Annotated in this window: 25 protein-coding genes; 17 read left to right on the top strand and 8 right to left on the bottom strand. The window is 67.5% G+C overall.

Features of this window, described 5'->3' with window-relative positions; all coding sequences use genetic code 11:
- Window positions 1–16: 16 nt before the first annotated feature.
- Window positions 17–1,351 (bottom strand): DUF6986 family protein, encoded by a 1,335-nt coding sequence (locus FS507_RS09190; RefSeq protein ID WP_145942485.1) that lies wholly within the window; start codon window positions 1,349–1,351, stop codon window positions 17–19.
- 432 nt (window positions 1,352–1,783) lie between these two features.
- On the opposite strand from FS507_RS09190, the gene FS507_RS09185 reads away from it, so the two are divergent.
- The 4 genes from FS507_RS09185 (at window position 1,784) to FS507_RS09170 (ending at window position 5,356) form a co-directional block, all read left to right on the top strand.
- On the top strand, window positions 1,784–3,220 hold the full coding sequence (locus tag FS507_RS09185) for an MFS transporter (protein ID WP_260853282.1): 1,437 nt from the start codon (window positions 1,784–1,786) through the stop codon (window positions 3,218–3,220).
- The gene (locus tag FS507_RS09180; protein WP_145942582.1) at window positions 3,207–3,752 is read left to right on the top strand and encodes a TetR/AcrR family transcriptional regulator; all 546 of its coding nucleotides are present in this window, start codon (window positions 3,207–3,209) and stop codon (window positions 3,750–3,752) included. The genes FS507_RS09185 and FS507_RS09180 overlap by 14 nt, the downstream gene beginning before the upstream one ends.
- A gap of 171 nt (window positions 3,753–3,923) precedes the next feature.
- The gene (locus FS507_RS09175) at window positions 3,924–4,349 is read left to right on the top strand and encodes a DUF1801 domain-containing protein (RefSeq protein WP_145942483.1); all 426 of its coding nucleotides are present in this window, start codon (window positions 3,924–3,926) and stop codon (window positions 4,347–4,349) included.
- On the top strand, window positions 4,346–5,356 hold the full coding sequence (locus FS507_RS09170) for a tetratricopeptide repeat protein (RefSeq protein ID WP_145942482.1): 1,011 nt from the start codon (window positions 4,346–4,348) through the stop codon (window positions 5,354–5,356). Before FS507_RS09175 ends, FS507_RS09170 begins: the two co-directional genes overlap by 4 nt.
- A 22-nt stretch (window positions 5,357–5,378) precedes the next feature.
- Here the strand turns inward: FS507_RS09170 and FS507_RS09165 are convergent, their stop codons facing one another.
- Window positions 5,379–6,476, bottom strand: coding sequence for a GTP-binding protein (locus FS507_RS09165; RefSeq protein WP_145942481.1), 1,098 nt, complete (start codon window positions 6,474–6,476; stop codon window positions 5,379–5,381).
- A complete protein-coding gene (aztA, locus tag FS507_RS09160; RefSeq protein ID WP_145942480.1) occupies window positions 6,473–7,108 on the bottom strand; it encodes a zinc ABC transporter ATP-binding protein AztA in 636 nt (211 codons plus the stop codon). The genes FS507_RS09165 and aztA overlap by 4 nt, the downstream gene beginning before the upstream one ends.
- 29 nt (window positions 7,109–7,137) lie before the next feature.
- Between aztA and aztB the strand changes: the two genes are divergently transcribed.
- From aztB to aztD, 4 genes are all read left to right on the top strand, one after another.
- The gene (gene aztB, locus FS507_RS09155; protein WP_145942479.1) at window positions 7,138–7,989 is read left to right on the top strand and encodes a zinc ABC transporter permease AztB; all 852 of its coding nucleotides are present in this window, start codon (window positions 7,138–7,140) and stop codon (window positions 7,987–7,989) included.
- A gap of 6 nt (window positions 7,990–7,995) precedes the next feature.
- Entirely contained in the window at window positions 7,996–9,276 is a 1,281-nt protein-coding gene (locus FS507_RS09150) for a hypothetical protein (protein ID WP_145942478.1), read from the top strand.
- Complete coding sequence (gene aztC / locus FS507_RS09145) at window positions 9,276–10,190, top strand: zinc ABC transporter substrate-binding protein AztC (protein WP_145942477.1); 915 nt, start codon at window positions 9,276–9,278, stop codon at window positions 10,188–10,190. Before FS507_RS09150 ends, aztC begins: the two co-directional genes overlap by 1 nt.
- An 84-nt stretch (window positions 10,191–10,274) precedes the next feature.
- Window positions 10,275–11,561: a zinc metallochaperone AztD gene (gene aztD, locus FS507_RS09140; RefSeq protein ID WP_145942581.1), complete on the top strand. Its 1,287-nt coding sequence runs from the start codon at window positions 10,275–10,277 to the stop codon at window positions 11,559–11,561.
- 12 nt (window positions 11,562–11,573) lie between these two features.
- Here the strand turns inward: aztD and FS507_RS09135 are convergent, their stop codons facing one another.
- Window positions 11,574–13,142, bottom strand: a complete 1,569-nt coding sequence (locus tag FS507_RS09135; protein ID WP_186314626.1) for an SAM-dependent methyltransferase — start codon at window positions 13,140–13,142, stop codon at window positions 11,574–11,576.
- A 131-nt stretch (window positions 13,143–13,273) separates the two neighbouring features.
- On the opposite strand from FS507_RS09135, the gene FS507_RS09130 reads away from it, so the two are divergent.
- Together FS507_RS09130 and FS507_RS09125 are read left to right on the top strand one after the other, a co-directional pair.
- On the top strand, window positions 13,274–14,500 hold the full coding sequence (locus FS507_RS09130; protein ID WP_145942475.1) for an NAD(P)/FAD-dependent oxidoreductase: 1,227 nt from the start codon (window positions 13,274–13,276) through the stop codon (window positions 14,498–14,500).
- A gap of 12 nt (window positions 14,501–14,512) precedes the next feature.
- Window positions 14,513–15,313: an SDR family NAD(P)-dependent oxidoreductase gene (locus FS507_RS09125; RefSeq protein WP_145942474.1), complete on the top strand. Its 801-nt coding sequence runs from the start codon at window positions 14,513–14,515 to the stop codon at window positions 15,311–15,313.
- 43 nt (window positions 15,314–15,356) lie between these two features.
- Here the strand turns inward: FS507_RS09125 and FS507_RS09120 are convergent, their stop codons facing one another.
- Window positions 15,357–16,742 carry an MFS transporter gene (locus tag FS507_RS09120; protein WP_260853260.1) on the bottom strand — a complete coding sequence of 462 codons (1,386 nt, stop codon included), beginning with the start codon at window positions 16,740–16,742 and terminating at the stop codon, window positions 15,357–15,359.
- Between the two features lie 93 nt (window positions 16,743–16,835).
- On the opposite strand from FS507_RS09120, the gene FS507_RS09115 reads away from it, so the two are divergent.
- Entirely contained in the window at window positions 16,836–17,441 is a 606-nt protein-coding gene (locus FS507_RS09115) for a helix-turn-helix domain-containing protein (RefSeq protein ID WP_145942472.1), read from the top strand.
- Window positions 17,442–17,453: 12 nt separating this feature from the next.
- Here FS507_RS09115 and FS507_RS09110 read toward each other — a convergent pair whose 3' ends face one another.
- The gene (locus tag FS507_RS09110) at window positions 17,454–18,815 is read right to left on the bottom strand and encodes a YibE/F family protein (protein WP_145942471.1); all 1,362 of its coding nucleotides are present in this window, start codon (window positions 18,813–18,815) and stop codon (window positions 17,454–17,456) included.
- Window positions 18,816–18,917: 102 nt separating this feature from the next.
- Between FS507_RS09110 and FS507_RS09105 the strand changes: the two genes are divergently transcribed.
- The 6 genes from FS507_RS09105 to FS507_RS09080 all read left to right on the top strand — a co-directional run bounded on the left by FS507_RS09105 (window position 18,918) and on the right by FS507_RS09080 (window position 24,583).
- The gene (locus FS507_RS09105; RefSeq protein ID WP_222121404.1) at window positions 18,918–19,511 is read left to right on the top strand and encodes a TetR/AcrR family transcriptional regulator; all 594 of its coding nucleotides are present in this window, start codon (window positions 18,918–18,920) and stop codon (window positions 19,509–19,511) included.
- Window positions 19,508–20,452, top strand: a complete 945-nt coding sequence (locus FS507_RS09100; RefSeq protein WP_145942469.1) for an ABC transporter ATP-binding protein — start codon at window positions 19,508–19,510, stop codon at window positions 20,450–20,452. The genes FS507_RS09105 and FS507_RS09100 overlap by 4 nt, the downstream gene beginning before the upstream one ends.
- Window positions 20,449–22,086, top strand: coding sequence for an ABC transporter permease (locus tag FS507_RS09095; protein WP_145942468.1), 1,638 nt, complete (start codon window positions 20,449–20,451; stop codon window positions 22,084–22,086). Before FS507_RS09100 ends, FS507_RS09095 begins: the two co-directional genes overlap by 4 nt.
- A 192-nt stretch (window positions 22,087–22,278) precedes the next feature.
- The gene (locus FS507_RS09090) at window positions 22,279–23,913 is read left to right on the top strand and encodes an ATP-binding cassette domain-containing protein (RefSeq protein ID WP_145942467.1); all 1,635 of its coding nucleotides are present in this window, start codon (window positions 22,279–22,281) and stop codon (window positions 23,911–23,913) included.
- A gap of 50 nt (window positions 23,914–23,963) precedes the next feature.
- Complete coding sequence (locus tag FS507_RS09085; protein WP_260853259.1) at window positions 23,964–24,398, top strand: hypothetical protein; 435 nt, start codon at window positions 23,964–23,966, stop codon at window positions 24,396–24,398.
- Complete coding sequence (locus FS507_RS09080; RefSeq protein WP_145942466.1) at window positions 24,395–24,583, top strand: hypothetical protein; 189 nt, start codon at window positions 24,395–24,397, stop codon at window positions 24,581–24,583. Before FS507_RS09085 ends, FS507_RS09080 begins: the two co-directional genes overlap by 4 nt.
- A gap of 120 nt (window positions 24,584–24,703) precedes the next feature.
- Here FS507_RS09080 and FS507_RS09075 read toward each other — a convergent pair whose 3' ends face one another.
- Together FS507_RS09075 and FS507_RS09070 are read right to left on the bottom strand one after the other, a co-directional pair.
- Entirely contained in the window at window positions 24,704–25,918 is a 1,215-nt protein-coding gene (locus FS507_RS09075) for a Dyp-type peroxidase (RefSeq protein WP_145942580.1), read from the bottom strand.
- A complete protein-coding gene (locus FS507_RS09070) occupies window positions 25,905–26,495 on the bottom strand; it encodes a copper chaperone PCu(A)C (protein WP_145942465.1) in 591 nt (196 codons plus the stop codon). Before FS507_RS09070 ends, FS507_RS09075 begins: the two co-directional genes overlap by 14 nt.
- Window positions 26,496–26,515 lie beyond the last annotated feature (20 nt).

Below are 26,515 nucleotides of genomic sequence, written 5' to 3'. Positions count from 1 at the left end.
AGTCTCCTTAGTCTCCTTAGACTTCTCGCAGTCGTCCGCTCACCTGGAGACTACGCAACTGGTCGTGGTCCGCTCCCGTGAGTCCCAGTTCCCGGTCGGTGACGGCACCGCAGGCCCGGGCCCGCAGCAGGTAGCCGGCCATCGCCTTCGCGGTGGCCGGTTCGTCCATCCACCGGCTGGTGTCCCCGGCGATGTAGGCACGGAGCCGTTCGGCGCTGAGCCGCCAGTCGGCACGGAAGTACGCGATGGTGGTCAGATGACGTGTCACCAACTGGTGGGCGTGCAGGTCCCAGCCCTGCCGGATACCACGGCGCAGGTGACGTGCCACCAGCTCGTGGTGGATACGCCACCCCTCCATGATCTCCGCACGCGTGCCGACGGGGATGCGGTTGGTGGAGCCGTCCGAGAGCTCCACGCCGACGGCGGTGGTGGCCACCTGCAGGACGTCCTTCGCGTGGTCGGCGACGGGGTGGTCCATGGCCTGCTCAGCGGCGTCGACCCCCAGAGACGCCGAGTAGTCGTAGGTGCCGTAGTGCAGCGACAGGACGCGGCCCTGGCCGGCGGCGATCAGTCGGGCGGGTTCGTTCGCCCCGTCGGCGGCGAGAATGGCCTGCGGGGTCTCGACCTGCACCTCGAAGGGGATCTCCGGCAGGTCGAGTGAGGACTCCAGGGCACGCAGGACGTCGACGAAGGCCTCCACCTGTCGGTGGTGCTGCACCTTCGGGAGCGTCAGCCGTAGCGCACGGCGGTCATTCTCCAGCACGTCGCGCAGGACGTTCCGCTCGGCGAGTCCTTCCAGGACGATGACGAGGGTGCGCAGTCCACGGTCCCGGACAGCCGGGTCGAAGGACTTGAACCGGATACCGGCGAAGGCCGGAGCGCTGCTGTCCGGAGCGCTGAACCAGGTGGCCAGGACCTCGGCGGCCTGCTGTGCCCTGGCGTCCTCGTCGGCGTCGCGGTCGGTCTGCGGGACGCCACGCTGGGTGAAGCCGTCCTCGAAGTCGATGCGCAGATCCTCGATCGGCTCGCGCAGCAGTTTCTCCCGGGTGAGTTCGCCGACGGTGTCGGCCTCCTCGTCGGCGACGCCGAGGTCCCGGGCGAGTTCTGCGGGGTCACCGTATGCGTCGAGGGCGGTCAGAGCATCCGAGGCCCAGCGTCGTGGGAGGTCCGCGCCGGGTGTGGCGTCGCCGACGACGAGGTGGGCGGGGACGTACACGGTGTGGACGGGTTGGCGCCACGTGACCGGCGTCGCCCAGCGTCCGGCGACCAGCGGGTCGATGTCCGCCAACGTCGTGTCGGCGAGGGCGGTGATGTCTGTCAGGACGCTGGGGTCGACGCTGGGGGCGGGCAAGGATGCTCCTCGACTGTACGGGGTGGTTCCTCCGGATGTTACGTCATCGGGCGCTGGTGGACGGGCAGTTGCCCCATTTCCCGGCCGTCACGGTGCACTCGGAGGATGAATCCGGCCGGCGTGTGTATCGAGGTCCTCGCCTACAGGTGCCGGGAAGGTGAATTCCGTCACCACCAGCACCTACGGTGTTGTAACTGTAACGGACGTTCGGTACAGTTCGTCAGCGTGCACAACACGTGCGGAACAACCCAGAACATCCGGAAACACCGGAGCGACTGGAATACACAGGAGGTAGCGAACGTGAGCCACACGACGACAACGACGGGACGGACGCCCGGGCGTCCCTCCGGAGGCGCCGGCGGCACGGATGGTCGGGGCGTCCGCGCCGCCGCCACCTCCACCACTCCTGCCCAGCGCTGGAGCTTCCTCGGCATCATCAGCCTCGGGTTGTTCCTCGTCGGCGCCGACAACTCGATCCTCTACACGGCGCTGCCCGTACTACGCGACGAACTGCACACCACGGCACTGCAGGGGCTGTGGATCATCAACGCCTACCCGCTGGTGCTGGTGGGACTGCTGCTCGGCACCGGCACCCTCGGGGACAAGATCGGCCACCGGGTCATGTTCCTCACCGGTGTGAGTGTCTTCGGAATCGGCTCGTTGCTTGCGGCGTTCTCCCCGAACGCGTGGATGCTGATCGCCGCCCGCGCCGTCCTCGGATTCGGTGCTGCCACGATGATGCCCGCTACCCTGGCTCTGATCCGGCAGACCTTCACGGACGTCCGTGAGCGCAACACCGCGATCGGCATCTGGGGGTCGATCGCGGTGGTCGGTGCAGCATCCGGACCGGTGCTCGGCGGTTTCCTGCTGGAGCACTTCCACTGGGGCACGGTGTTCCTCATCAACGTGCCGGTCGTGATCGTGATTCTCGTCGCGACAGCCGTGTACGCCCCCGCGAACCAGGCAGACCCGTCCCGCCACTGGGACGTGCTGTCCTCGGTGTGGGCGATGCTGGCCATGGTCGGTGCGGTGATGGCGATCAAGGAGATCGCCAATTCAGCCGGCAGCACGAACCTTGTCCTGACCTCCGTCGGTGTGGCGGTCATCGGCGGCGCACTGTTTACGCACCGTCAGGGTCTGCTGCGTCGCCGGGGCATGCCCGCGCTGCTGGAGTTCGGGATCTTCCGTGACCGTATGTTCACAGGTGGCACGCTGGCAGCGATGTTCGCGATGTTCGTGCTGGCGGGTGCGGAGCTGATGACCACGCAGCGGTTCCAGACCTCGGGTGGTTTCAGCCCGCTGGAAGCCGGCCTGTTGGTCGCCTCCGCGGCGGTCCCGGCTATCCCGGCCTCGATCCTCGGCGGCATGAACCTGCACCGTCTCGGTTTCCGGACGTTGATCACCGGCGGTTTCATCATCGGTGCCGTGGGCATGGCCACCGTGGTCTGGGCGGTGCCTGACCAGCCGATGTGGCAGGTGGTCATCGGCCTCGGCCTGGTGGGCGTCGGCTCGGGATGTGTGATGTCGGTGTCGTCCTCGGCGATCATCGGCTCGGCACCGGAGAGCAGGGCGGGTATGGCGTCCTCGGTGGAGGCCATCTCCTACGAGTTCGGCACCCTGTTGTCGGTGGCGATCCTCGGAAGCCTGATGCCGATGTTCTACGCGATGAACGCCCCCTCGGCAGTCTCCGGTGACGTCGACCACGGCGTGGACCACCCGGTCTTCGGTGCGGCAGCTGCGGACGCCTACGACACCGGCTATCTGCTGGTGCTGGTGATTGCGGGTATCGTCGCTGTCGTCGCAGCCGCGGTCACGGCATGGTGCTTCCGCGGCAACCCGAAGGAGGCGGACTACTCTGCGCACGAGTAAGAAAGATGTGATCCTGCGCGCCGCTGTCGGCATCATCGAGTCGGACGGACTGGACGCGGTGACCTACGAGTCACTCGCGGACGCGTCCGGGATGTCGAAGTCGGGGCTGATCTACCACTTCCCGTCCCGCCATGAGCTCATGCTCGGGGTGCACCGCTTTCTCGCGGAGCAGTGGGAGGAAGAGCTCGAATCCGCCGCCGGCGGTCCGGCAGGTGAGGTGTCACCGGCCGGGAGATTGCGGGCGATGGTGCTGTCGTTGAGCAGGTCGGCGACGCGTGCCGACCTGCTGCTGCAGGTGGATTCCCGGACCCACCGCGATTTCGTCGAGGTGTGGCGGGACGTCGATGAGCGGTGGCTGCCGCCGGTCGACGGGGTCGACGGTGACGGGGAGGACGCTGCCCTGAAGCGTGCGGCGTACCTGGTGCAGATTCTCGCCGACGGACTCTGGATGCATGATCACGTGCACGACCATGCGCTGACCGATGCGCAGCGTAAAGCACTGACGTCGGCGATCCTGGAGCTGATCCCGTAACTGGTGCGGTGCGGACGCGCCGTCGTCCGGTCGCACGTCATGGATTACGCCGAGTCTCGATCTCGCGCTTCGATATCCGCAGTTCAGAGGGCATTGCCCGGAGTACGATGATCGCCGACGGCGTAATCCGTGACGTCTCCGGGACATGCGTCGGAAAGGTAGGATCCGGTCATGTCGAAGACTCACCCGCACATTGTTTCCCCCGGCCCTGAACAATTGGCGACTCTCGTTGAGGAGCGGCCGGAAGCGCTGACCGTGATCTATCTCGGTCTGCATCAACTGGTGACGGAAGCGCTGCCGGACGTCGTGAACTCTGTCGACACCGTTGACGCGAGTATCGGGTACGGGGCCCATCAGTACGGGTACAACGGCTGGGGAATGGCAGCGGTCACACCGTACAAGAAATGGGTGTCGCTGACGCTTCTGCACGGTGCTGATCTGGAAGATCCGTCAGCGTTGCTCACCGGTACGGCGACGATGCGGCACGTGAAGTTGGCCAGCGAGGAGGAGTTCGAGGCGAATCGGGCGGCGATCATCGCTCTGGTGCGTAGCGCCGCGGAGCTCCATGAGGCGCCGGTCACGAACAACGGAGAATGATGGAACACCCGCACGGTCACGACCACGATTCCTGTACCCCCGACCTCGACCGCGACCTTGCGGTCACAGGGATCCGGGCCCCACGGGAGAGCCCGGAGAGCCCGGCCCGGCCGGCCCCGGGCGAGAAGGCCGCGCCGTCCCAGGTTGTTGAGCCGGTTGTCGAGGTCACGCCGTTGTCCCTGGAGCCTGAGGTCATCGCCCGCTCGTCCCAGGTGCCGGTGGTGGTGCTCATCGGCTCAATGGTCGGCCCCGGGGCCTCGGCGCTGCGGCGCGACCTGGAGAACCGTGCCACCGGACTGCGGTGGATCCTCGGCGTGGTGGACGCCGACCGGTTCCCGCAGGTCGTCCGCGCCTTCCGCCCGGCGACACTGCCGTCGGTGACCGTCGTGGCAGGAGGCACCGGTGTCGGCACCTGGACTCCTGCGGACGGCGTAGAGGTGGACTGCGGGGACTGGATCGAGCAGGTCGTCGCGACGGTCGAAGGTCGGCTCGACGGACTTCCGCAGGACGCGGTGACCGGCGGCGTTGACCAGGGGACCGCAGCCAGCTCCCTGACCGCGGATCCGAGGCTGCAGGAGGCGGCGGAACTGGTCGGCCACGGGGATGCCGAGGCCGCGTTGGTCCTCTACGACCGTATGCTCGCCGAGTACTCCGATCCTGCTGCGGCGTCCACCCTGCACCGCGCGCGGACTGCCGTCGCTGTCCTGGCCCGAACGGGGAACATGGACCGCTCGGCCGTGTTGTCGGCGGTGGCGGACGCCCGTCGGGGGCCGCAGGGTACTCAGGGGGACGCCGACACTGTGCTCCGCGCCGCGGACGTCCTGGTGCTCCTTGACCGGCCGTCCGAGGCGGTGGAGCTGCTGTCGGGGTCGTTGGCGACTGTGCAGGACGGAGACGGTGCGGGGGACCGTGTCCGACGCCGACTCCTGGAGTTGCTGTACCTGCTGGAGCCGGACGACCCGGTGGTGACGCTGGCCCGCCAGCGGATTGCTGCGGCGGTGTTCTGACCCGGTCAGAGACACCCGTACATCACCGGACCAGGCCCAGGGCCTCCGTATCGGTGAGCATGGCTGCCTCCAGCTTCCGGAGCAGCTCAACGCCGTCGAGATTCACCCCGATGAGCACCACCTCGTTGCCTGGCTCCAGACCGGCGGCGTTCCAGGAGGTGGCAGGTCGGATCGACAGGTCCGGCCCTGCCTGGTGCCACACCTGGGCGAACTCGAGGCGGTCGGCGAACCAGCAGTAGCCTTTCGAACGGACCAGCCCGGCGGTGGAGCGGAGAGCCTCGAGAACCCTGCCCCGGTCGAGGGGGCGTTCTCCCCGGAAGACGACGGAACTGATGCCGTACTCCTCGGTCTCCGGGGTATGGGGGTTCGCCAGTTCTTCGGCGTAGCCCTGGTAGGTCCGTGCGGTGGCTTCGTTGTACAGCTGTGCGCCGAGGATCTCCTCGGTTGCGGGACGTCCGTGGACCAGCCCGTCCACCATCACGTCGATACACGCCCGTGGGTTCATGCGCCGGACCAGTGACAGTGTTGCGGCAAGTCGGTCGGCGGAGACCAGGTCCGACTTGGTGACGTAGATGCGGTCGGCGAATTCGACCTGGTCGACGAGGAGATCGGCGACGGTACGCTCGTCCTCGGGGGTGGCTGCGCGGTCGGCGTCGCGTAGGTCGACGCGGGTGCCGAGCCCGTCGAGGAACTGCACGGCGTCGACGAGGGTGACCATCGTGTCGATCGGGGCGAGATCCGCCAGTCTTGTGCCGTCGTCCCACTGCCACTCGAAAGTGGCGGCCACGGGCATCGGTTCCGAGATACCTGTCGACTCGATGAGAATGTGGTCGTAGGTGCCGCGGCGGGCGAGAGCCCCGACGGACTCCACGAGGTCGTCGCGCAGTGTGCAGCAGATACAGCCGTTGGTCAGTTCCACGAAGCGGTCTTCACCCCGGGTCAGGTGGCCCTCGCCGGCGATGAGGGCGGCGTCGATGTTGACCTCGGAGAAGTCGTTGACGATGACAGCGATGCGGCGTCCGTCGCGGTTCGCGAGCACCGCATTGAGCAGGGTTGTCTTGCCGGAGCCGAGGAACCCGGACAGGACGGTCACCGGGGTGCGACGGCGTGCGGGGGTCATACCGGCTCCACCACCCGTCCGTGGTCGAGGACGATGACCCGGTCCGCACTGTCCGCCTGGTGACGGTGGTGTGTGGCGATGACGACCGTGGTGCCGGCCCGGCTCTCCTCGCGGACGGCCGTGTCGATCATGGTGACGGTGGCGGTGTCCACGGCCGACAGGGGTTCGTCGAGGAGCAGCAGCGGGGCCTGCTGTGCCAGTCCCTGGGCGATGAAGGTTCGTTGGCGCTGTCCGCCGGACAGGTCGCTGAGGGTGCGGTCGGCCAGGTCGGTGATCCCCATGCACGCCATGGAGGTGTCGATGACGGCCCGGTCGCGCCGGGTGAGGGGCCGGAGCAGTCCACGGTGCCGCCATCGTCCCATGGACACGGTCCGACGGACGGTGACGGGGAACAGGTCGGGCGCGACGCTGTGCTGGGGGACCAGGGCGGTGTTCTCCGGAACGCCGGTGACGGTACCTGACGTGGGACGAAGGGTGCCGGCGAGGATACCGAGCAGGGTGGATTTCCCGGAACCGTTGCCGCCGACGAGCGCGGTGACGGTTCCGGGTTCAACGGTGAGAGTGACGTCCCGGAGGGAGGGGACTCGGGCGTAGTGGTGGGAGATGCCGGTGAGGCGGGGCGGTTCACGCATTCCTTCATGGTAATGATAATCATTATCAAATGGAATTCCTGACAGCCCCGTTCGAGATCTCATTCGTCCTCCGGGCCCTGCTGGCCGGTGGGTTTGCCGCTGTGCTCTGCGCCTGCATCGGTACCTGGGTCGTGTTACGCGGTCTCGCGTTCTTCGGCGACGCGATGAGTCACGGCATGTTGCCCGGCGTGGCGGTGGCGGCGCTTGTCGGCGGGAACCTCATGCTCGGGGCGGCGGTCAGTGCGCTGGTGATGTCCCTGGGGGTCGTGACGGTCAGTCGCACGTCACGGTTGTCGCAGGACGTGAGCATCGGCCTGCAGTTCATCACGATGCTGTCGCTGGGAGTGGTGATCGTCTCGCATTCCGGATCCTTCGCCGTCGATCTCACAGCCTTCCTGTTCGGCGACGTCCTCGGTGTTACCCGCGGCGATGTCCTGGTCATCGCTGTCGCTGCCGTGGTCGGCGGGTTTGCCTGTCTTGTGCTGCACCGACCGTTCACTGCGTTGACGTTCGACGAGCGTAAGGCCCACACTCTGGGGCTGCGCCCGGGGGTGGCGCACGTGGGGATGCTGGTTCTCGTCGCGCTGGCGACGGTGGCGTCGTTTCAGGTGGTCGGCACACTCCTGGTTTTCGGTCTGTTGATCGGGCCACCGGCGACGGCGTTGCTGCTGGTCCGGGGAATCGGGCGGGTCATGGTGGTCGCGGCGGCGATCGGGGTGGTGCAGGTCTATGTCGGTCTGCTGGTCAGCTGGTATGCGGAGACCGCTGCCGGGGCGACGGTGACCCTCCTGGGCGGGGTGGGCTTCCTGGTCGTGTTGGCGGCAAAGGCGGTTCTGTGTAGAGTCAGCTCTCGTACTGCAAATGATAATCATTATCAGTAGAGGAGAATGATGACGTTACAGCGCAGAACACGCGCCCGACCGCCCGTTCCGTCCGGTCGTCCTGCCGCCGTCCTCGCAGCTCTTGCCGTCCCGTCCCTGGTCATGGGACTGGCTGCCTGCGGTGCCGAGGACTCCGGATCGGAGTCGGCCGCCACCTCTGGTGCGACCGACACGCCACACGGCTATGTCGAAGGTGCGGAGGAAGCCACCGAACCGCAGCTGAGGCTGGCGGCCGTCGACGCAGACAGCGGCGGAACCACACTGGTCGACCTGCTGACGGGTGACCCGGTGGATGCACCGGCGGAGCCCGACGGGGAGGAGCCCGCCGTGCTCAAGGAGTCTGACGGTCGGTTCCTGTTCACCGCGGACGATGCAGGCGTCACCGTCACGGACACCGGCGTATGGACCGTCGACCACGGCGACCACAACCACTACTACCGGTCCGACCCGTCCCAGGTGGGCACAGTCGACGGCGACACGCCGGGCCACGTGGTCTCCAGTGCCTCGCAGGTCGCGATGTTCTTCGACGGCGACGGCGCGGTGAAGGTCTTCCCGCGGCAGGGGCTCGGCGACGGGGAACTGGCCGAGGACATCTCCTTCGAGGTCGGCGCGCACCACGGGGTTGCGGTTCCCTTCGAGGACCACGTCCTGACCACGGTCCCCGGCGGGGACGACCAGGAGCTTCCCGGAGAGATCTCGCTCTACGACGGCAGCGGTGGGGAGGTCTCGGACGACCTCACCGGTGAGACCACCTGCCCCGAGATCCACGGGGCGGCAGGTCTCCGCGACCATGTGGCCTTCGCCTGCGGGGATGGTCTCCTTACGGTGAACGACGACCTCACCGGAACCGTCACCCCGTACCCGCAGGACGCCGCCGGACGCGCGTGGTCGCTGGTGGCGGGTCGGGACCTCGTGGCAGCGCCGTTCGAGGACGGCGGCCTCGGAGTCCTCGACCCGGAGTCCGGTGAGTGGCAGGTTGCGGAGACCGGTGCTCCGGTGGTCTCCGCTGCGGTCGCACCGGATGACTCGACCGTCTTCGCCGTCGATGAGGACGGCGTGGGCTATGTGGTCGATGCAGATTCCGGCGAGGTCACTGCACAGCGACAGCTGGTGGACGGCGGTGGCGACACGGCTCCGTCGGTTGTCCTCACCCGGGAGCGGGGGTACGTCTCCGACCCGGTGGCCGGGACCGTCGCTGAACTCGACGTGCGTGACAACCTGCGCGAGGCCCGCCGGATCGACGTCGGTGGGCACCCCGCAGCGATCGCCGTGACGGGGGACAAGTGATGAGACACCTCCGGATCCTCACCGCGACACTGGTCTCCGGAGTGCTCGCCTCCGTCCTCGTGGCCTGCGGCAGTGACGGCGAACGCCCCAGCATCGTCGTCACCACGAACATCCTCGGTGACGTCGTCTCCCGGCTTGTCGGCGACTCCGCGGACGTCCAGGTGCTGATGAAACCCAACGCTGATCCACACTCCTTCGGTATCTCCGCCAGGGAGGCCGGGGACATGCAGCAGGCCGACCTCATCGTCGCCAATGGACTGGGACTGGAGGAAGGTCTCGGATCGAACCTCGACAACGCCCGCGAAGAAGGCGTCGACGTCCTCGAGGTCGGTGAAGAGATCGACCCGTTGCCCTATGCCTCAGGCGAGGACGAGGGTGATCTCGACCCGCACTTCTGGACGGACCCCGGTCGTATGGTCACTGCCGCAGGAATCATCGCGGACCACCTGGCGGGTGCCGTCGACGGTGACGTCGGCGAAGAGATCCGGTCCTCCGCCGAGGCCTACCGCGCGGAGTTGGACAATCTTGATACCGAGGTGACAGAGCTCCTGGGCTCTGTGCCGGAGGACCGCCGGAAGCTGGTGACCAACCACCACGTGTTCGGCTATCTCGCCGACCGCTTCGGCTACGACGTGATCGGCACGGTCATACCCGGCGGCACGACTCTGGCAGCACCTTCGGCTGCCGACCTGCGGGACCTGAGCACCACCATCCGTGACAACCGTGTCCCGGCGATCTTCGCCGATTCCTCCCAACCCCAACGCCTCGCCGATGTGCTTGCTGACGAGGCCGGAATAACCGTCGATGTCGTCCCCCTGTTCACCGAATCGCTCACCGAGCCGGGCGGTGAGGCAGGGACCTACATCGACATGCAACGCACAAACGCCGAGCGCATCAGTGATGCGCTCAGCTGACACCTGACTTTCATCTGACTCTCGAGAAGGAGACCCATCATGTCCCCAACGTCCCTGATCCACAACCCACGCCGGATCCGCCACATCCGACGCAGTGCGACCGCTGCGGTGGCGGCGAGCCTCTCCGCCGTCCTGGCACTGTCCGCCTGCTCGTCCGACGACGGCGGCAGCAGTGAGAACACCTCATCCGAGGAGTCGTCGCACGAAGGCCATGATCATGGAGATGAACCTGCTGCCGAAGCGCAGGAGGTCGACGCCGCCGAGCCCCGTATCCTGACCACCTATGACGGCGGCTACCTCACGCTGGACGCCAACACCCTGGAGGTGATCTCGGACGAGAAGATCGACGGTTTCAACCGCCTGAACCCGCTCGGCGACGGTCGTCACGCCCTGTTGTCCACCGGTGACGGCTTCCAGCTCATCGATGCCGGCGTCTGGACTGAGCCGCACGGTGACCACACCCACAGCTACGCCGGTGACCCCGTGCTCACCGACACCGTCTTCGGCACCGACACCCCTGGTCACGTGGTCAGTCATGACGGCAACGTCGCCTTGTTCGGCGACGGCGACGGTAAGATCCAGCTGTTCAAGGCCGAGGATTTCCTCGGCATCTCCGGTGGTGACGGTGACGATGTCCCTGAGCCGACGGTGAAGGAGACGGACGATCCCCACCACGGTGTCGCCGTCGAACTGTCGGACGGGACCCTGCTCCACACCGAGGGGACGGAGGAACACCGCGACACTGTGGTGGCCCTCAGCTCCGATGGCGAAGAGATCGCCTCCAGCAATGACTGCGAAGGGGTCCACGGTGAGGCGACGGCGGCCGGCGAGGCGGTCTCCTTCGGCTGCGAGGACGGCGTGCTGGTCTACAAGGACGGCGAGTTCACCAAGATCGACGCCGAGGACAGCTACGGGCGTACCGGTAACCAGTCCGGCTCCGATGAGTCACCCGTTGTCCTGGGTGACTACAAGGTGGAGGAGGACGCGGAACTGGAGCGTCCGACCAGGATCAAGCTGACGAACACCGAGGACAACACCGCACAGCTCGTCGAGCTGGGGACGTCCTACAGCTTCCGCTCGCTGGCCCGCGGGCCGGAGGGTGAAGCGCTGGTGCTGGGCACGGACGGAAAGCTGCACGTCATCGACCCGGAGACCGGTGAAGAGACCGACTCCTGGGACGTCATCGACGAGTGGGAGGAGCCGGTGGAATGGCAGGAGGCCCGCCCCACCCTGTTCGTGCAGGGGGACCGGGCCTATGTCTCTGAACCGTCCAGCAACGAGTTGCATGTGGTCGACCTGTCCAACGGCGAGATCCTGACCTCCGCCGAACTGCCAGAGACCCCGAACGAGCTGACCGGCGTGACCGGTTAGGAGGGGCTCTCCCTACCGACGGCGCAGCAGGACGATCCGGTCCGGGTGTCCGCCGATCTCGCCGTCGAAGCCGATGATCGTGCGCTCCACCGTCTCGTCCCGGACAAGTTCCCAGGCGTCCTCTTCGAAGCCCAGTGCGTCGACCGCACCGGATTCCTCGGGCGCGGCATCCGGCATGACGTGGGAGAGGATGAACAGGTGGCCGCCGGGTGCGACCAGTTCGCCGGCGCTGAGGAGCAGTGAGGAGCGACGGTCCTGTGAGGGGGCGTGCAGGTAGCTGGCGGTGACCAGATCGAAGGTGTGGTCACCCGCTGACTCGAGCAGGCCGACCAGACCTGTGTCGGTGAAGGTCACACCGTCGACACCTGCGGCGGTGGCGGCGTCCCGTGAGCGTCGGGCAGCGGTGGCGGACACCTCCACGCCGAGGGCGTCCCACCCTTGTGTGGCGAGCCATATGGCGTCCGCGCCCTCTCCGCTGCCGATGTCGACGGCCCGGCCTCGCGGCGTCCCGAGTTCTTCGGTGAGCACGCGCACCAGGGCAGGGTTCGGACGTCCCGACCACCGGGGCGGGGCCTGCGAGTAGGTGGTCTCCCAGAATTCGTCGTCGGCGATGTCGGGCCAGGCGTCGTGGGATGCCGGTGCCGTCAGCGCGTGCACCGCGTTGTCGGTGTCCTCGGTGACCAGCGTGTGGTTCAGCATGCCGGCCGTCATGGACGCCTGTCCCATCGAGGACGGAACGTTCGCCCGGGGGTCGATGACATTGCCGGCCGCCCACACACGTGGGTGGCTGGTCTGCCCGAAAGCGTCGACGGTGAGGAAGGAACCGATGCCGGGGGTCTCGGTGCGCTTCAGGTCGAGTGGGGCGAGGAAACCGTCGCGGGGACGGGACTCCGGGTGAATCCCCAGGGCGTCAACGGGGTGGACGGTGTCGTCCTCGGTGCGTACGCCGGTCAACGTCCCGTCGGTGGAGACGATCTCGGCCACCGGGGAGGTCACCAGCGTGATCCCGCGGGCGTCGAACCGCTGCCGTGTTGCGTCATCCACCTGGGCGGCGACGTCGGCGTCGGTCACGAAGACCGTGAGGTCCCCGGTCCAGTTCCGGACGAGCTGGGCGTACTGGAGGAGCATGGGGGACGACGCCAGCACGCCGATGCGCTGGTCGCGGTGCTCCCACCCGTGGCAGTAGGGGCACTGGAACACGGCGTCGCCCCAGTGGTCTGCGAGACCGGGGACGTCGGGGAGGACGTCGTCGATACCGCTGGCGACGAGGACGGCGCGGGCGTATTCGACGGTGCCGTCGGTGCACGTGACCTTCAGGCCACGGACGACCTCCGTGACGGACTCGGTGCTGTTGGTGGTGACTGTGACGCCGTAGGCGTCGAGTTCGGCACGACCCTTCTCCAGGAGCTCCAGTGGGGGAAGACCGTCGTGGCCGAGCACGCCGTGCATGTTCGGGGCGAAACGGTTGCGGGGTGCGGCGGAGTCGATGACGAGGACGTCGCGACGGGCGCGTCCCAGGAGTTCGGCGGCGCTGAGTCCGGCCGCGCCGCCACCGATGATGATGATGTCGTGTGCTCTCATGCTCCCGATCATCCTGCCCCGTCGGCAGGGCGGCAACACGCGTTGCCGGAACGGCACGAAGGGGAATCACACCGGGGAATGCTGCCGCGGACCATGGCAGGGCACCGCCTACCGCGCGTAGCGTCGATGACATGACGGAACAGAATTTCTACCAGTACCTCATTGTCGGCGGCGGCATGGTTGCCGACAGCGCTGCGCGGGGTATCCGCGAGGTGGATCCTGACGGGACTATCGGCATCGTCGCTGAAGAGCAGACACCTCCGGTGGCGCGCCCTGCCTTGTCCAAGAAGCTCTGGACCGACAGTTCCTTCAGCTTCGACGACGTGTGGCTCAACACCGAGGACGACACCGGGGCAGTCCGGTACCCAGGTGACCGTGCTGTGGCGGTCGACCGCGATGCGCAGACCGTGCGCACCGAGAGTGGCGTGATTCTCACCTATGGAAAGCTGCTTCTCGCAACGGGCGGAGCCCCGGCTACCCTCGGTCTCCCCGAGGACGACCGTATCGTGTTCTTCCGTACGCTCGACGACTATGAGCGGTTGCGCCGTCATTCCGGCGACCAGCGCCATGTGGTCGTCGTCGGCGGCAGCTTCATCGGTTCCGAACTGGCGGCTGCGTTGGTACAGAATGACACTGCCGTCACGCTCGTCTTCCCTGATGATGTCCTGTTCGGCGGTGTTTTCCCGCCGGACCTCGCCCGGTACTTCCAGTCCCGGTACGAGGACGCCGGCGTGACCGTCATGCCCGGTGTGTCGGTGGAGTCCGCCGATGTGCAGGGGAGCGGTCATCTCGTCCTCGCTCTCTCGGACGGAACCTCCCTCGAATGCGACGCAGTCGCCGTGGGTGCGGGTGTCTCCCCGAACAACGAGATCGCCAGTGAGGCAGGATTGTCTGTGGATGACGGAGTGCTTGTCGACGAGTTGTTGCGCACGAGCGACCCCCGGATCTTCGCGGCCGGTGACGTGGCGTCCTATCCGGATGCCATCCTGGGCCGCCGTCGGATCGAGCATGTCGACAATGCCACGACGATGGGCCGGCAGGCCGGTCGCAACCTCGCGGGGGCGGACGAACCTTACACCCACACGCCCTACTTCTACTCGGTGGCGTTCGACGACCGGTATGAGGCCGTCGGCACCCTCGATGCGTCGTTGGAGACTGTCGACGTGTGGGACGGAGACCGTGGCGTGGTCTATTACGTCGACGGCAGCAAAGTCGTCGGAGTGCTGCTCTGGAACATCAACGGGCGCCGCGATGATGCCCGGGAGGCCGTCGATCACGCCGACGGTTCAGACCACGCGGCCCTCCGTTCGCGCATCCCCACCGAGGACGGCGACCCCGAGCAGGACGACAGGAACTGAGGAGTGTAAATCATGGATCTCGAGATGTCCGGACGAACGGCACTGATCACCGGCGGCGACTCCGGCATCGGCTGGCACACGGCCGCTGCCCTTCTCGCGGAGGGCGCCACGGTGGTGCTGACCGACAAGGATTCTGATGAACTGCAGAAGGCGGCGTCTGCGCTGGAGGCAGACTCCGGGCGACTGCACACTTTCGCTGCTGACCTCACCCGGCTCGATGACATCGAGGCACTGCGTCGGCACGTCGCGGAGGCCGCGGGTCATGTGGACACAGTCGTCCACTGTGCCGGTGTGACCGGGGCGCAGGGACTCTTCCACGAGATCGATGACGAGGGCTGGGTCGCCACTCTCGAGATCGACCTGCTGGCGGCGGTACGGGTCGCGCGGGCGTTCCTCGACGACCTGCGGGCGAGTGGCAGGGGCCGTCTGGTCTTCCTCTCCTCCGAGGACGCGGTACAACCCTACGACGACGAGTTGCCGTACTGTGCCGCGAAGGCCGGTGTGCTGGCTTTCTCGAAGGGCCTCTCGCGAACTTACGCGCATGAAGGGCTGCTGGTGAATACGGTGTCACCTGCCTTCATCCACACACCCATGACGGACGCGATGATGGACAAGCGGGCCGCGGAGCTCGGGGTCGACCGCGACAGGGCGATCGACACATTCCTCGACAACAAGCGACCGTATCTCGCGCTCAAGCGACGGGGCGAGCCGCAGGAGGTCGCCTCGGTCATCGCTTTCCTGTGTTCCGACCGGGCGTCCTTCATCAACGGGGCGAACTACCGTGTCGACGGAGGGTCAGTCGCCACCGTCTGACGCCTGCTGCGCGGCCTGCCGCCACACCGGCGCATTTTTCTCCCTACCGTCGACCAATGGGGACGGACAGCACCAGGACAGCAGCCCCGCAGACGGTGACGACGACCCACCCGGCAATGCCACCTGCGGTGATACTACCCGCGACGGCGACACCGAGAGCCGTGCCCACCTGCCGTGCGGTCGACGTGAAACCACCGGCCACCCCGGCGCGTTCCGACGGCAGACTGTTGACGGCGGTCGTGGTGACCGGGGCGCTCGACAACCCCACGCCGGATCCGATGAGCAGGTAGGCGACCAACAGGACCGGGACGCCCGTCCCCTGCGTGGCGACGGTGAAGACCATGAGCAGGATTCCGCCGAGCACCAGACATGCTCCGGCGGCCAGGAGGGGGCCACGTGGACCGGAGTCGGCGACGAACCATCCGGACAACGGGGCGAACACGACGGCCCCACCAGCCATCGGAAGTGTTGCCGCTCCCGCCGCCACTGGCGACCATCCCAGGGTATTCTGCAGCAGCAGTGTCGTGGACAGCAACGTCAGGCTGAATCCGGCGAACACCACGACAGCGGAGATGACGGCAGCGGTGAACGCAGGTATCCGGAACAGTCCGGGATCGACCAACGGCTCGCCTCGGTGTCTCTCCACGTGGTGGAAGCCTGCGGTGGCCAGCAGGAAGACGGCGCAGCCGATCAGGACCGGCGCAGACCCCCACTGGGTGCCCTCAGCGCCGGAGCCTTCGATGAGAATCGTGACAGCGGTGGCCAGAATCAGCACGAGCAGGATCTGACCGGGTATGTCGAGGTGGCGGGGGTGGGCGGATCGTGACTCGGGGACAAGGAGGGAGACGAGCAGGAGTGTCGTGAGGACCAGGGGGCCGTTGATCCAGAACACTGCACGCCAGTCAAGTGCGGTGACCAGGAGGCCGCCGGTCACTGGTCCGGCGGCCATGCTCATGCCGAACATCGCGCCCCACACGCCGATGGCGCGGGCGCGTTCCCGTGGGTCAGGCATGGCGTTCACTACGATCGCCAGGGCGACCGGGGTGAGCATGGAGGCACCGGTGCCCTGCACGATCCGCGCGGTGATCAGGAGTTCTGCTGACGGTGCTACGGCACAGGCCAGCGATGCGAGGCCGAAGACGATGAGGCCTGTCCGGAACACCCGGCGGCGTCCGAAACGGTCGGCCAGGGCGCCGGCGGTAATCAGCAGGCTGGCGAAGGGCACTGTGTAGGCGTCGACCACCCAGGCCATGCGGGCATCCCCGACGTTGAGCCCGTCGCTGATATGCGGCAGGGCGACGGTGACGATGGTGGTGTCCAGTCCGACGAGGAACAGGGCCGACGCACAGATCGCGAGGACGGCCCAGCGCCGGCGCAGAGACAGTGGTTCATTCTGGTGTTTCACGTGAGGATCGGTCGGTGTATCCACGGCGGGCTCCTTCATGGTCGCATCTGCCGTTTATCGTCAGGGTCGGGGACTGCACGTGGGGAGCCTTTTTGCGGATTCTGCAAGAATGAAGCGATGGACGCACGAAAGGACGGCAGCGACGGTAGCGGCGGCAGCAACAGCGGCGCAGCCGAGATTATTGCCGCCGTCGGTGCTCGTCTACGCCGGATGCGTACGGCCCGCGGCATGACACTGTCTGCGGTCTCCGGGCGGACCGGCCTGTCGGTCAGTGCCCTGTCCCGCGTGGAAACCGGCAACCGGCAGCCGACGCTGGATATCCTCATCCCGCTGGCGCAGGTCTACGAGGCCACCCTCGACCAGCTCGTCGCACCTCCGCAGACCGGGGACCCGCGCGTGAACCTGAGACCGCGTTCCCTCGCAGGTGGGGGAACCATCGTCCCGTTGACCGGTTACCCCGGTCGGGTGCAGGTGTTCAAGCATGTGCTCGGCCCTCGGACACCCCACCTGGTCAGCCACCCGGGGCATGCCTGGCTCCACGTCCTGGCCGGTCGGCTGAGACTTCTCCTGGACGACGACGAGTACATTCTGGTTCCCGGTGAGACCGCCCAGTTTGATCCCGTCACGCCGCACTGGTTCGGTCCGGCGGATGAGGGGACCGTGGAGATCCTCCACCTCTTCGGGCCGCAGGGGCAGCGCCCGGTCGACCGGATCTCCCACTGAACGCCGGACGGTCTACTGGGTCTTCTGTGCCTTCTGCCGCCACACCGACGAGGTGGTGACTGCGGCGATGGCCGTGGTCAACGGCACGGCGGCTACCAGCGCCAGGGAACCGGTCGCCGAGCGGAGGATCTCCGTGGCCATGATGTCCGAGGTCAGGATATGCCCGATGTCGCGGCCGGACACGCTGAGTAGCACCAGCAGGGGCAGGGCGGCACCGGCGTAGGACAGCACCAGGGTGTACACGGTGGAGGCCAGGTGGTCGCGGCCGACACGCATGGCGGTGCCGAACAGGCGCAGGTTCGACGCGGTGGGGTCCAGTTGGCGTAGCTCGGCGATGGTCGAGGCCTGGGCCACCGTCACATCGTTGAGCACGCCGAGGGTACCGATGATGAACCCGGCCAACAGCAGCCCGCTGATCGACAGGCCCGGGAGATACAGCATGATCTGCATGTTGTTCTCGTCGGCGAGGCCGCGTAGCTGGTTCGTGTCGATCGCCAGCCACGCCAGGGTGGTGCCCACCAGCATTGCCGCCAGGGTGCCGCCGAGGGAGGACGCCGTCTTCCAGTTCATGCCGTGGACCAGGAACAGCGCCAGGTACAGCACGGCGGAGCAGGCGGTCACCGCCAGCAGGACGGGGTCGCCACCGCGTGCCAGGGCAGGCAGCAGGAAGATACCGAAGATCCCGAGCGTCACCCCGAGACCCAGGATGGACCGGAAGCCGCGCCACGCCCCGACCACGACGATCGCCACGAGGGTCAGCAGCAGCCACACCCACACCGGGGTGGTGCGTTCATAGTCCTGGAAGCCGTAGGTGCGGCTGCCGTCCTCGGAGGTGCCGGTGGTCATCAGGATGTCCTGCCCGACAGACAGATCGGGAGAACCGTCGGCGTCAGTCACCGCCAGCAGGGTGCGTCGCCCCTCCTCCGGCCCGGAGGTGATGTCCACGATGACCTGCGGACATGAAGCGTCTTCACCTCCCGCGGCGCTGGGATGGCCGGTGGGCGGCGAGGTGTCGAAGGAGCGCCCGATCGCCGGCGAGTTGCAGGACCCGGTGGTCTCCAGGGCGACGGTGCCGGACGAGATCTCCTGGGCCAGCCCGGAGGTCTGGTGGAAGTCGTCGCCGGTGGACGGTTCACCCTGCGGCCACTGCAGGGCCACGGCGACCGCCGTGGCCACGAAGCCGATGACCAGGGCGATGAACAGGATCGACCGGGGCAGGGTCCACTCGATCCGGCGTGGGTCGAGGTTGCGCGGGTGCAGACGTTCCGCCAGCGGCCGGTCGTCGGACGGGCCGTGGCTGTGAGCGTGACTGTGCCCGTGCTGCGCTGCGGCGGCGAGGGGGTCGGACGGTGCGGGGGCGTGGTGGCGTCCCAAAGCAATGCTGCTTTCTGTCGGAGATGGTGCGGGGTGACGCACCTGAGGATAGCCGGGACGGGCCGTTGACACGCAGGGCTGAACAAGTGTTCAATGTTAAACATGCGTTCAACCGAGATTCTTGAGGCCGCCATCGGCGAGTTCGCCGCCCGCGGATTCGCCGGAGCCACGGTGCGCGGTATCGCCCGTGCCGCCGGTGTGTCCCCGGGCCTCGTGCTGCACCACTTCGGGTCCCGCGACGGATTGCGCGAGGAGTGCGACAACCATGTCTTCGTGGCGATCACCGAGGCGAAGAAGGCCAACGCCGACCGTGGCACCGCCGCATTGCCCACCATGTTCGCCGACCCGCGTATGCGGGTCTACGTGGACTACCTGGTGGCCTCGCTCGTCGACCCGTCGGAGCACGGTCAACGGTTCTTCGACCACTACGTGGACACCGTCGAGGAGATCCTCGACGACGGTTTCGCCGGCTACACCTTCCGCCGCACGGGCGGGGAGGCGGGGGAGGCTGGCGCAACGCCTGCCGACCGACGTGCCAGGGCCTGTGCCGTCGCAGTGCTGGGGCTGGCACCGGCGCTGCTGCATCAGCGTGTCGGCACGGTCCTCGGCACAGCGGACATGCCCGAGACCCTGTCCCGGCTCGGGCCGCAGCTGTTCGACATCTACCTGCACGGACTCATCGAGGAGAAACCATGACCGCTTCCGCCCGCGCCACAGACTTCACCTCAGCCCCCGCCGTCGATCTCCGCGGCGTCACCAAGAAGTTCGGCCACGTCACCGCCCTCGACGGCCTCACCCTCCAGGTAGGGAAAGGGGAGGTCCACGGGTTTCTCGGCCCGAACGGTGCCGGGAAGTCCACCGCCATCCGCATTCTCCTGGGGATCCTCCGACACGACGGCGGCCAGGTCCGTCTGCTCGGTGGCGACCCCTGGAAGGACGCCGTCGGGCTGCACCGTCGTCTGGCCTACGTCCCGGGCGACGTCGAGCTCTGGCCGAACCTCACCGGAGGCGAGGCGATCGACCTGTTCGCCCGCCTGCGGTGCGGCCGCGGCGGCGCCGGTGCCGTCAACACCCGCCGTCGCGACGAGCTCATCGAGCGTTTCCAACTCGATCCCCGAAAGAAGGGGCGCACCTACTCCAAAGGAAACCGGCAGAAGGTCGCGTTGATCTCCGCGCTGGCGTCCGACGTCGACCTGCTGCTGCTCGATGAACCGACGTCCGGTCTGGACCCGCTGATGGAGGCGGAGTTCCAGGACTGCATCCGCGAGGCGGTCAGAGACGACGGACGCACCGTCCTGCTGTCCAGCCACATTCTCGCCCAGGTCGAGGCCCTGGCCGACCGGATCTCGATCATCCGGGACGGACGTGACGTGGAGACCGGGACCCTGGACGATCTCCGGCACCTGCAGCGCACCGCGGTCTCCGTCCGCACCGACCGGCCGCTGGAGAGCTTCGCCGACCACGAGGGTGTCCACGACCTGACCGTGGACGGCGGCGGACACGTGCACTTCGCCGCGGATACCTCAGCCCTGCCCGGCATCATGGGCGAGCTGGCGTCACACGGTATCCGGACGATCACGGCCACACCACCGACACTGGAACAGCTGCTGTTGCGGCACTACGGGGATGCGTCATGATCGGGCAGTCGACCGGTCAGCTGACCGGCACCTGGACACTGCTGCGGCTCATGCTGCGCCGTGACCGCGTCCGCCTGCCCGGTTGGGTGCTCGGCATGGCGGCGCTCACGGCGTACTTCGCCAATGCGCTGGGGGCGGTGGTGGACGAGGAGTCCCTGGCAGGACTGGCATCCCTGGCCACCACGCCGGTGATGGGCCTGATCGGTGGGCCGGGGTACGGCTTCGACGACATCACCCTGCCACGGCTGTTCGCGGGAATGTACGGTCTCTACCTGATGATCGGCGCGGCACTCATGGCGATGACGACCGTGTCCCGCCACACCCGGGTCGAGGAACAGACAGGACGGGCCGAACTGCTGCGCGCCAACGTCGTCGGACGACACGCCCAGCTCGTCGCAGCACTGCTCCTGTCGACGCTCATGTCCGTTCTCCTGACGGCGGTCATGTGGATTGTCGTCCAGTTCTCCGTGATGGAACCCGGCCCGACGTCGGCGAATCTGATCTTCGTCGCCAGCGTCGGTGCGGTCGGCCTGGTGTTCACCGGAGTCGCGGCGGTGACGGTGCAACTGTCCCCGTTCTCCAGGGTGGGGTCATCGGTGGCCGGAGCCGTGCTGGCGGTCGCCTTCGTCATCCGGGGGCTGGGGGACATGTCGGCACTGCAGCAGGGCCACGACGGTGGGGTGGCCTGGTTGTCCTGGCTCTCCCCGCTGGGATGGTCGCAGCAGACCGCGCCCTACACCCTCGACCGGTGGTGGCCGTTGCTGTTCTCGGTCGGCACCACCGTCATCCTGACCGGCGCCGGCGTGGCACTGCAGTCGCGCCGGGACCTGACCGCGGGACTCGTGGCCGACCGTCCCGGCCCCGCGACCGCCGCGACGTGGTTGGACAGTCCCGTGGCACTCGCGTTCCGGCTGCAGCGGGCGTCGCTGGTGGGATGGTCCGTCGCGATGCTGGTGGCCGGGGTCATCTTCGGTGCTTTCGCCGGGCCGATGGCCGACGGCGCAGACTCGATGCCGCCGGAGATCATCGAGGTGCTCGGCGGAACGGCGGGAGTCGTCGAGGGCTACCTCGGGTTCATGGGAATCTACTTCGCGGTGATGATCGCCGTCTACGCCCTGTTGTCCGTCCAGTCGTTGCGGAGCCAGGAACAGGGCTTCCATACCGAGACGGTACTGTCCACCGCGGTGTCCAGGCGCTCCTGGCAGCTGTCCTGGACCGGGGTGACGGCTGTCGGGGCACTCTGGCTGTCGGCGCTCGCCGGCCTGGGGGAGGGGATCGGTGCCGCCGCCGGGCTCGGCGATGCCGGTCTCATCGGACGGACCCTGCTGGGGCACATGGCTCAGGTCCCGGCGGTGTGGGTCCTGCTCGGCGTCGCCGTCCTGCTGTACGGGGCACTTCCGCGGTTCGTGGGTCTGGCGTGGGCACTGTTGGGCTACTCCACCCTGCTGGTGCTTTTCGGGGAGATGATCGAGTTGCCCGAGGGCGTCCTCGACACGTCCGTGTTCCGGCATGTCGGTCAGTACCCCGCCGAGGCGTTGTCCTGGGCCGCCGTCGGCGCGCTGACGGCACTGGCGGCGTTGTTCACGGCGCTGGGCACTCGCGCGTTCGGGCGACGGGACCTGGTCACCACCTGACCCGCCTGCTACGGTGAACGACATGACTGACATGGGATTCTCGATCGCCAGGATCTGGGGCCACCGCTGACGGCGGTGGGGACTCCTGTTCTCTGACTGACTTCTCCACCGTCGTCCCGACGATGATTCATCGCCGGGCGGCGGATCTTGTGCTGCCCGGCTCCGGACCACGACACTGGAGTACACGGACACATGTCCCGTCAGAACAACCCCGAAGAACACCAATCCCATATCCGCGCCGTTGACCTCGGCATATCCGTCGCGGGGCGCCAGATCCTCACCGGCGTCACCGCCACCGTCTCACCCGGCAACCGCCTGGTCATCGTGGGCGAGAACGGAGTCGGCAAGACCACCCTGCTGCACACCCTCGCCGGAGTGCGCGAGCCGGACGAGGGCACGCTGACACGCACCGGCACCGTCACCCTGGTGCAACAGGCCATGGACGACGAGTCCGGCCAGACCGTCGGTGACCTGATCGCCGACGCCACCGCCGAGGCCGACCGCGCCCTCACCGACCTCGACGCAGCTGCCGGCGCTCTCGCCGAGGGTACCGCTGCAGCTGAGCAGACCTACACCCGTGCCCTCGACCGCGCGACCAGTCTCGACGCCTGGGACGCCCGACGCCGTGTCGACGTCGCCCTGGCCGGCCTGGACGCCTGCACCGACCGTAGCCGCGCACTGCGCACCCTCTCCCACGGGCAGCGCTACCGCGTGCGGCTGGCCTGTGCCCTGGGACGCGACGGCACCCTGCTGCTGGACGAACCCACCAACCACCTCGACGCCGGTGCACTCGCCTTCCTCACGTCCTGCCTCCTGGAACGTCGAGGCCCGGTGGCGGTGGTGACCCACGACCGCGCCCTGCTGCGCGACCTCACCGCCGACGGACAGGGCACGTTCCTCGACCTCGACCCGACCTCCGACGGCACACCCCGGGTCACCACGGGAACCTACGACGAGTGGGTGTCCCGTCGCCGCGCCGAGCGGGAGCACTGGGAGCAGGAGTACGCCGCACAGGTCGCCGAGCACCGTCGTCTCGAATCTGCCGTCGACGATGCCCGTGGCCGCCTGATCACCGGGTGGCGTCCGGAGAAAGGACACAACAAGCACGGGCGTGCCACCCGCGCTGCAGGCACGGTCCAGACCCTGCACCGCAGGCAGGAGGCTCTGGCCGACCATGCCGTCGACATTCCCGAACCACCCCTGTCGCTCCGGTGGCCGGACGTGTCCGTCGCGCCGGGACGCACACTGCTGACCTGTGACGGGGTGTCCGTGGACGGACGGTTGCGCGGTCCGGTCTCGCTGGAGATCTCCGGCGGGGACCGGCTCGTGCTCACCGGGCCGAACGGTGCCGGAAAATCCACCCTCGTCGATGTCCTGCGGGGGCAGGTCGAGCCGACCGGTGGGTGGTGCCACATCCACGACGGGGTGCGGGTCAGCGTCCTTACCCAGCATGAACCGACATGGTCGGAGTACGCCGGGCAGCACACCCGTGCCGCCGAGGTGTACGAGCGGGTCGCCGGGTCGGGTGGCCCTGCACTGTCGTCGCTCGGGCTACTGGACCGGACGGCACGGTCCACTCCGGTGGAGCGGCTGTCGCAGGGGCAGCAACGTCGTCTCCACCTGGCGCTGTGCCTGGCGTCGCGTCCGGACCTGCTCGTCCTCGACGAGCCGACGAACCACCTGTCCGCCACCCTCGTCGACGAGATGACCGACGCACTGCGGACGACGGAGGCCGCCGTCATGGTGGTCACCCACGACCGGCAGATGCTGCGGGACCTCGTCGGGGAGACGGGGGACGGAGCGTGGCCGGTGCTCGCGCTGGAGTGATGCCTGCGCATGGTTAGGACAGCGGACCGCGGAACCGCTAGCCTGGGACCATGTCCACAATCAGCCACGCCCCGGCAGCGGAGGTCGGCACCGGTGAGGGTCGAGACACCACGGCACCGGTGTCCTCCGCTGACCGGTTCATGCTCCGGTTGCTCCGTGTCAGGGAGATCGACCGGATCGACATGGAGGCGGTGGCCGGTGCCCACCGGGCGTTCCGTTGGGCGATCGTGTTCTCCGCCGTGCGGTGCACGATCACCTACCTGCTGGTGCCCATCCTGATTCCCGTGGTCAGTGTCGCGGGCATGGTCGCCACTCCGCTGAACATCACGCTGTGCCTGTTGGCGCTGGTGAACGGGATCGTGAGCATGCGCCGCTTCTGGCGTACCGACCACCCGGGTAAGTGGATGTACACATGGTTCATGGCGGTCGTGTTCCTGATCCTCATCGGGACACTCGTCTACGAGTTCATTGGATTGGTGGCGTGATGAAACCCGAGTCAGAGGCTACTGAGGCTCTTGAAACCCCGGAGAACATGGAAAACATGGAGGCGCTGGAGGATCAGGCTGAGCAGCCGGAGATTCCCGGCTCCTCCACCGCAGACGTGGTGACGCTGCTGTTCATGGCGGCGATGATCATCGCCACGGTGGTGTGCTTCATCTTCCTGATGTGAGTGCTCAGGGCACTGCCCGTACGTGGGACGGTGCATGACAGAATCCGGCTCCTGCCGCCACCGAAAGCCGAAAAGTGTCACGCACCGTCAGCCGTGATCCACGTGGTGAGACCACATCCGTCATCCCAGCAGGTCCTCACCCCAGTAGCTGTCCCCGGACGTTCCTCCCGGGACGTGGAACACCGCCGAACCGACGTGGGTGATCCACTCATTCAACCGGTCGCCCTCGGCGAGGCGTCGCTGGACAGGAATGAAGGATGTACCCGGGTCACGCTGGAAACAGGTGAAGATCAGTCCGGTGTCGGAGAGGTCGATCAGGTCGGCGTCCTGCAGACCTGCCGCTCCGGCGGTGACGGGAAGATCGTAGTTGTAGGCGCGCCGCAGCATACGTTCCGCATTACCGTTGCGTGAGGTCGCCAGAGCCACATGTGAGTGGGCGTCGATGAGGGGTAGGCCGTCGTCGCCGATCTTGTTCACGTCGACGTCGGTGAACTCGTCGCCGCCGCTCAGTGGTGCTCCCTCGACGATGGTGCGCCCCATCGCGACTTCACGGGTGCCGCGGTCCACGGACTCCCATTCGGGCATGTCGAAGGCGATGCGACGGACGATCATGCAGGTCCCGCCGTCGTCATTCCACACCTGGGAGTCGAACTCCTTCTCCGAGCGCGGGTTGATACTGCCGTCCTTGAAACCGAAGAGGTTGCGGGGGGTGCCGTCCTGCACGTCCAGGAACCCGGTCTGGCTCCAGGACGGTCGGGCGTAGTCGGCGCCGCCGCGGACGAGGACGCGTAGCGCGTGGGAGACGGTCGTGCGGTCGTCGCCGCAGATCTGCAGGACGATGTCGCGCTCGCCCCAGGTGGCGTCGAGCCTGTCACCGGTGAAGTGTGGCAGCGGTTTCAGCCATGAGGGGGCTTTGTCGGAGATTCCGGCGGCAGCGTAGAGCCCCGGGCCGAAACCGCAGGTGACGGTGAGGTTGCCGGGGTTGGAGGCGAGTTCCGGTTCCAGGTCGGCGAGCACGGGCGTGCCGGCGCAGAGACGTCGCGCGTCTCCGGTCCAGATGCGGAGCAGGCGTTGGACGGCCCTGCGGTCGACGCCGTCACGCAGTGAGAAGGCGACGGTGGTGTTGTGTGCCTGGAGGGGCGTGGCGATGCCGGCCTGGTGGTCACCGTCGAAAGGGACGGTGGCCGCCTCCGGTTCTGTGGCGGCAGCGTCCTGTCCGTCGGAGCAGGACGTCGTGACGGCGGCGGTGCCGAGGATACCGATCGTGCCCAGTCCACCGAGGAAACCGCGGCGGGTCAGGCCCCGCGCCACCGTGTGAGGATCAGTGCCCGGCATGCTCGTCGTGCTCGCCGTCGGTGGCGTCTGCGTCGTCTGTGCTGTCACCGGTGCCGTAGTCCTCGTGGGCGGACTGCTGCACGCGGACGGGGATGTCGCTGATCTCGTAGGTGGTGCCGTCCTCGCCGGTGAGGGTGAGGGTGAGTGCGTCGCCGGCGGCGATCTCGTCGTTGTTCTCCATGATCATGATGTGGGTGCTGCCGGGTTCCATCGCGACGCTGCCGTTGGCGGGGACGACGAGGCCGTCGTCGGTCTCTTTCATGATGCCGTCGACGGTCTCGTGGAACTGGTAGACGCCGTCGAGGTCACCGGTGACGCGGGTGAGGTGGATGTCCTCGTCCGTGGAGTTGGTGAGCTCGCCGAAGACGGCGGTCATGGAGGTCTCGGTGTCCTTGGCGCCGACGTAGCCGTCGGAGAAGGCGATGGCGTCGCTGCTCTGCCCGGTGTCCTGTCCGGTGGTGGTCGCCGCGTCGCTGTCGTTGCCGTCGTTGCTCCCGCTACCGCAGGCGGTGAGGCTGAGGGCGAGGACGGAGGCGAGGGAGGCGGCGGTGAGGCGGCGCTTCATGGTGTCGGGCATCGAACACTCCTGAAAATCAC

Origin of the sequence: Corynebacterium glyciniphilum AJ 3170 (assembly GCF_007673095.1) — a bacterium.
Classification (GTDB): Bacteria; Actinomycetota; Actinomycetes; order Mycobacteriales; family Mycobacteriaceae; genus Corynebacterium.
This window is presented reverse-complemented; position numbering and strand designations above follow the sequence as displayed.